At 38.9% G+C, this 5,594-nt stretch carries 4 protein-coding genes; all 4 read left to right on the forward strand.

Annotated features, from left to right (window positions below; translation table 11 throughout):
• Positions 1 to 1,762, forward strand: a 1,762-nt coding sequence (thrA, locus tag Q8907_11990) for a bifunctional aspartate kinase/homoserine dehydrogenase I (protein MDP4274990.1), incomplete at its 5' end; no start/stop codon positions are given.
• 9 nt (positions 1,763 to 1,771) lie between these two features.
• Positions 1,772 to 3,151: a threonine synthase gene (thrC, locus tag Q8907_11995; protein MDP4274991.1), complete on the forward strand. Its 1,380-nt coding sequence runs from the start codon at positions 1,772 to 1,774 to the stop codon at positions 3,149 to 3,151.
• Positions 3,152 to 3,180: 29 nt separating this feature from the next.
• The gene (locus tag Q8907_12000) at positions 3,181 to 4,386 is read left to right on the forward strand and encodes a cofactor-independent phosphoglycerate mutase (protein ID MDP4274992.1); all 1,206 of its coding nucleotides are present in this window, start codon (positions 3,181 to 3,183) and stop codon (positions 4,384 to 4,386) included.
• Between the two features lie 147 nt (positions 4,387 to 4,533).
• Positions 4,534 to 5,594: polysaccharide biosynthesis protein (locus Q8907_12005; protein MDP4274993.1), on the forward strand; the 1,061-nt coding region annotated here is incomplete at its 3' end.

Genomic DNA, 5,594 nt, shown 5'->3' on the forward strand with positions numbered 1-5,594 from the left:
ATTTATGACCGCTGACCCCAAGAAAGTTGAAAAAGCTTTTGCAATTAGAAATTTATCTTATTCCGAAGCTATGGAACTTTCTCATTTTGGGGCCAAAGTGGTTTATACCCCTACCATTCAGCCTGTATTTAAAAAAAATATTCCCGTAAAGGTCCTGAATTCCTTTAACCCGGATGCCCCGGGTACCGTCATCTGCAGCAGTGACCTCAATCATACGGATTCGCCCATTAAAGGCATATCATCCATAGATAATATTTCACTGATTACCCTGGTTGGCGCCGGATTGGTTGGCGTAACCGGAATATCAAGCCGTTTGTTCAGTTCCCTTGCAAAAAACAGTGTTAATGTAATTTTAATCACCCAGGCCTCGTCCGAATATTCTATTACATTCGCTGTTAACCCGGCAGATACCCGCAAGGCAATCAAAGCCATCAAAAATGAATTCGAAGCCGAAATAGACTATAAGAAAGAGATCACCATACTTCTTGAAGAAAATCTTTCCATCATAGCCATTGTAGGCGAAAAGATGAAAAATACGCCCGGAATTTCAGCTAATCTGTTTACCTCTTTGGGAAGAAGCGGGATCAGTGTAATCGCTACCGCTCAGGGCTCTTCTGAGCTGAATATTTCGGTCGTCATCAAAAATATTTACCTGAAAAAGGCTTTAAACGTTATACACGACGGTTTCTTCCTTTCGAAATACAAGGACCTGCATTTATTCCTTATTGGAATCGGTACAGTAGGAAAAAGCTTGCTCCGGCAAATTGAAAACCAGCAGGAAAAGCTTTTACACAACCATAAACTAAAAATCAACCTGGTAGGCATTTCCAATTCCAGAAAAATGCTGCTGAATGAAGGTGGCATTGACCTGCACAATTATTTGGACCGGTTGAATGAAGAAGGTGTCAAAGCCAATATCAATGAGTTCGTTGCTAAAATGGCAGCCATGAATATCCGCAACAGCGTGTTTATTGACTGTACTGCAAATGAAGATGTAGCCAAGTTATATAACAAGGTTCTGGATTCGTATATTTCTATTGTGGCAGCGAATAAAATTGCCTGTTCTTCTGAATATTCGCTGTACAAAGAGCTCAAGACAAAAGCCAGGGACAAAAATATTAAGTTTATCTTCGAGACCAATGTCGGTGCAGGATTACCTATTATCAGCACCATCAACGACTTGATCAAAAGTGGAGATAAAATCATAAAAATTGAAGCAGTACTTTCCGGTACCCTTAATTTTGTTTTCAATGTATTAAGTGCTGATGTGCCGCTCAGTGAGGCTGTAAGAATGGCCAAAGAAAAAGGATTCTCGGAACCTGACCCGCGCATTGACCTTAGCGGGATAGATGTGGTCCGTAAAATTCTGATCCTCTCGCGTGAAGCAGGATATGAAATTGAAAAGAAAGATGTGGAAATCCATACCTTCCTGCCTAAGGAATGTTTTGAAGGCCCTGTAGAAGATTTCTGGAAAAAGCTCCCCCACTACGATGAAGAATTTGAAAATAAACGGAAAAAACTTGAAGCCTCAAATAAATGTTGGCGTTTTGTAGCAAAGCTGGAAGATGGGAAAGCCAGTGTGGAGTTGATGGAAGTTGGTCAAAACCATCCCGCTTATCATCTGGAGGGCAGTAACAATATAATTCTCATTACTACCGAACGATATAAAGAGCAACCCATGATTATCAAAGGTTATGGTGCAGGAGCCGAAGTTACTGCGGCAGGTGTTTTTGCAGACATCATCCGGGTTGCCAATGTTTAATTAAATCAAATGAAAATGATGAAGCAAGATATTTTATACTACTCAACCAACTTAAAAGCCCAGCCGGTTGCTTTCAGCGAAGCCCTGATCAAAGGATTGGCCCCGGACAAAGGACTTTTCATGCCTGAAACCATTCCTCATTTTAACTTTGATGAAATTAAAACCTTTGCTTCAAAAACTTATCCTGAAATTGCATTTTCGGTGCTCCAACGTTTTTTAGGCGATCAGATCAGTGATCAGGAGCTTCATACTCTTACCCATGATGCATACAATTTTCCTGTTCCTTTGGAAAATGTCGCAGGGCGGAAATATGTCATGCGCCTTGATCAGGGCCCCACAGCCTCTTTTAAGGATTTTGCCGCCCGCATGATGGGAAGATTGATGCAGTATTTCCTCAAAAAAGACAACCGTAATCTTCTTATTCTTACAGCAACTTCAGGAGATACCGGTAGCGCCATGGCCAATGCCTTTTATGGACTGGACAACATAAAAATTGTCATACTCTTCCCTGAAAATGAAGTGTCCGACCGGCAAAGAAGGCAAATGACTACTCTCAGGCAGAATGTCCAGACAATAGCCCTCAACGGCAAATTTGACGATTGCCAGGCTCTGGTAAAACAGGCTTTTTCAGACTCAGACCTGGAATATCTGAACTTATCCTCCGCTAATTCAATAAATATTGGCAGACTATTGCCCCAAAGCATCTATTATTTCTATGCCTATTCCAGGTTAAGCCATGGAGAAAGTAATGATGAGGCTATTTTCTCTGTTCCTTCCGGAAATTTCGGAGACCTGATGGGCGGTTTACTGGCAAAAAAAATGGGTTTACCGGTTAAGAAATTCGTCATTTCCACCAATGAGAATGATGAAGTGCCCAATTATTTTAAGACGGGAGCATATCAACCCATTGTACCTTCCAAAAATTGCCTTTCAAGTGCCATGAATGTCGGGCATCCAAGCAATTTAGCCAGAATCGTTGCCCTTTATAAAGGCGCCATGAATGAAAAAGGAGAAATTCTTAAATCTCCGGATATGGCTTTAATGAAACAGGATATGTTTGCCATAAGTATCTCGGATTCAGAAACAATAGATACAATAAAAAAAGCATACAACCAGTATAAACTTGTGCTGGAACCTCACGGAGCAGTAAGTTGGGCAGGCTTGAAAAATTACCTGGATGCAAATCCACAGGATAATAACGACCAGCAGTTGTGCATTTCGCTCGAAACAGCTCATCCGGCCAAATTTCCTGATGCATTAAAAGAATTTTTACATTTCGAACCTTCTATACCCGGCAGTTTACAAGGTTTAGAAGACAAAACGGAATCATTTGACAAACTTGAAAATTCTTATAAAGCATTTAAATCATACTTAAAAGAACATTTTTAAGTATTGTGCTCTAATATTATTTATAAAGCATGAAATATATTATAATTCTCGCCGATGGCATGGCCGACCGACTCATAAAGGAACTGGGAGATAAAACTCCCCTGATGGCTGCAAATACTCCCAACATAGATAAGTTGTGTGCGATGAGTTGCACAGGAAAACTAATTACGGTTCCTGAGGGCATGCATCCGGGCAGTGAAGTGGCCAATATGGGTGTATTGGGTTATAATGTAAAAGAAGTTTATGAAGGCCGCGGAGTTCTTGAAGCTGCAAGTATGGGAATCAGGCTGGGCAATACAGACCTTGCTATGCGCTGTAATCTTATTTGTATAGAGGACGGAAAGATAAAAAATCATTCAGCCGGACACATCACAACAGAAGAAGCCACTCCAATAATCGAAACGCTTAATAAAGAATTTTCATCAGATAAATTGCAATTTTATCCCGGGGTAAGTTATCGTCATTTACTTGTACTGAAAGAGGGCTCCAAGCAAATTGAATGTACTCCTCCGCATGATGTCCCAGGCACTGATTTTCACGAGGTTTTCATCAAATCCCTTTCTGAAGAAGGGAGAGATACTGCAAATTATTTAAATGAATTAATCGTAAAATCACAGGAGATTCTCGAAAATCATCCTGTTAATTTAAAAAGAAAAGACGAAGGAAAAGATCCGGCAAATTCTATCTGGATGTGGTCGCCGGGATATAAGCCCAAAATGAAAACCTTTAAAGAATTATTTGGAATCCGGAAAGGTGCTGTAATTTCTGCTGTGGATCTTATTCAAGGTATTGGGGTTTATGCCGGTTTTAAAGTAATTAAAGTTGAAGGGGCAACCGGTTTATACGACACCAACTATGAAGGGAAAGCGAAAGCCGCTGTGGATGCTTTACAGGACTCAAATTTTGTTTATCTTCATATTGAAGCTCCAGATGAAGCCGGACATGAAGGGGATTATAAATTAAAAACAAAAGTAATCGAAGATATTGACAAGAAAGTGGTAAAATATATTCTTGAAGAAACTTCTCACATGAAAGAACCTGTCTCTATTGCCCTTTTACCGGACCATCCAACCCCCTGCGAGATACGTACCCATGTCAGCGATCCGGTTCCATTTCTGATATACAAACCCAATACTCTGCCCGACCAGGTAAATAAATTTGATGAATTCAGCGTTAATTCAGGATATTATGGCCTTTTAAAAGGAAACGAATTCATTAAATCTTTTTTGATCTAAGTAATTAAAATCCGACTAATTACTTTCAAGAATTATTCATTAAAATTTCATAACTTTTGTTTACTTTTTCGTAAAACAAGTAACTTCATAAGTAAATTATATTTAATTTTGAAAGAATATAAAATGATTTTTGAAAAAATATCTGAAATGAATTATACAAAAAGGCTTACACCACGATGGATAATATTTATTATTGATTTAGGTATTTGTTTCAGTTCTCTGTTAATAGCTTTTTACCTTAGGTTTAATTTATCTATTCCTGCATTATATCTTTCTAAATTATTACCCTTAATCATTTGTATTCTTGCAATCCGGGCAGTGAGTTTTCTAATTGCCCATACTTCTTCAGGGATTATACGTTATACCTGCCTGCGGGACATAGAACTTATTCTCACGGTAGTTGCCTCAGGCAGCCTGACCTTCGTAGCCATAAACGTCGTAAACATGTTCTTTATAGACGGTAAAAACATTATCCCCTACTCGGTTATTATTATTGATTTTGTTACTACCTCTTTCCTGATGATCTGCTTCAGACTGCTGACAAAAACTTTGTACTATGAGTTTATGCATCCGTCAAAACAAAAGACCAACATGATCATTTACGGTACCGGCGAATTTGCCATGTTGACCAAAAGAGCTTTGGATCTGGATAATTTGGCTCAATATAAGGTGGTTGCCTTTATCGAAAATTCAAAAAGAAATGTAAAAAAGACACTTGAAGGCATTCCTATTTATCATCTGAAAGACCTCTCGCTTGTCGTTTCAAAATACAGTGCTACCCATCTTATTATTGCGAAGAAGAATATTCCCAATGTCTTTAAAAATGACCTGGTTGAGGAATGTCTAAACCAGGACATAAAAGTACTGACCGTCCCCAATGTGGAGCAATGGATTAATGGTGAATTAAGTGTCAGACAACTCAAAAATATAAAAATTGAAGATCTGCTGGAAAGGGATGCTATTCACCTGGATGACAAACAGGTAAGGAAACAAAACATGGGGAAAGTTATTTTGGTAACTGGTGCTGCAGGATCTATTGGCAGTGAAATTGTCCGTCAGCTTGCCAGATACAATCCTCAAAAAATCATATTACTGGATCAGGCAGAATCACCTCTTTACGATATAGATCTGGAAATATCAGAAAAATTTAATTTTCATGATTATGAAATTATTTTGGCCGATGTTACTGATCTGGGAAGGATGAATGA

It is taken from the genome of Bacteroidota bacterium, from assembly GCA_030706565.1.
Taxonomy (GTDB): Bacteria; Bacteroidota; Bacteroidia; order Bacteroidales; family JAUZOH01; genus JAUZOH01.

What these genes read in the sequence shown, in the direction of transcription:
- thrC (MDP4274991.1), top strand. Translation starts at nt 1,772, where the DNA reads ATGAAAATGATGAAGCAAGATATTTTATACTACTCAACCAACTTAAAA.
- Q8907_12000 (MDP4274992.1), top strand. Translation starts at nt 3,181, where the DNA reads ATGAAATATATTATAATTCTCGCCGATGGCATGGCCGACCGACTCATA.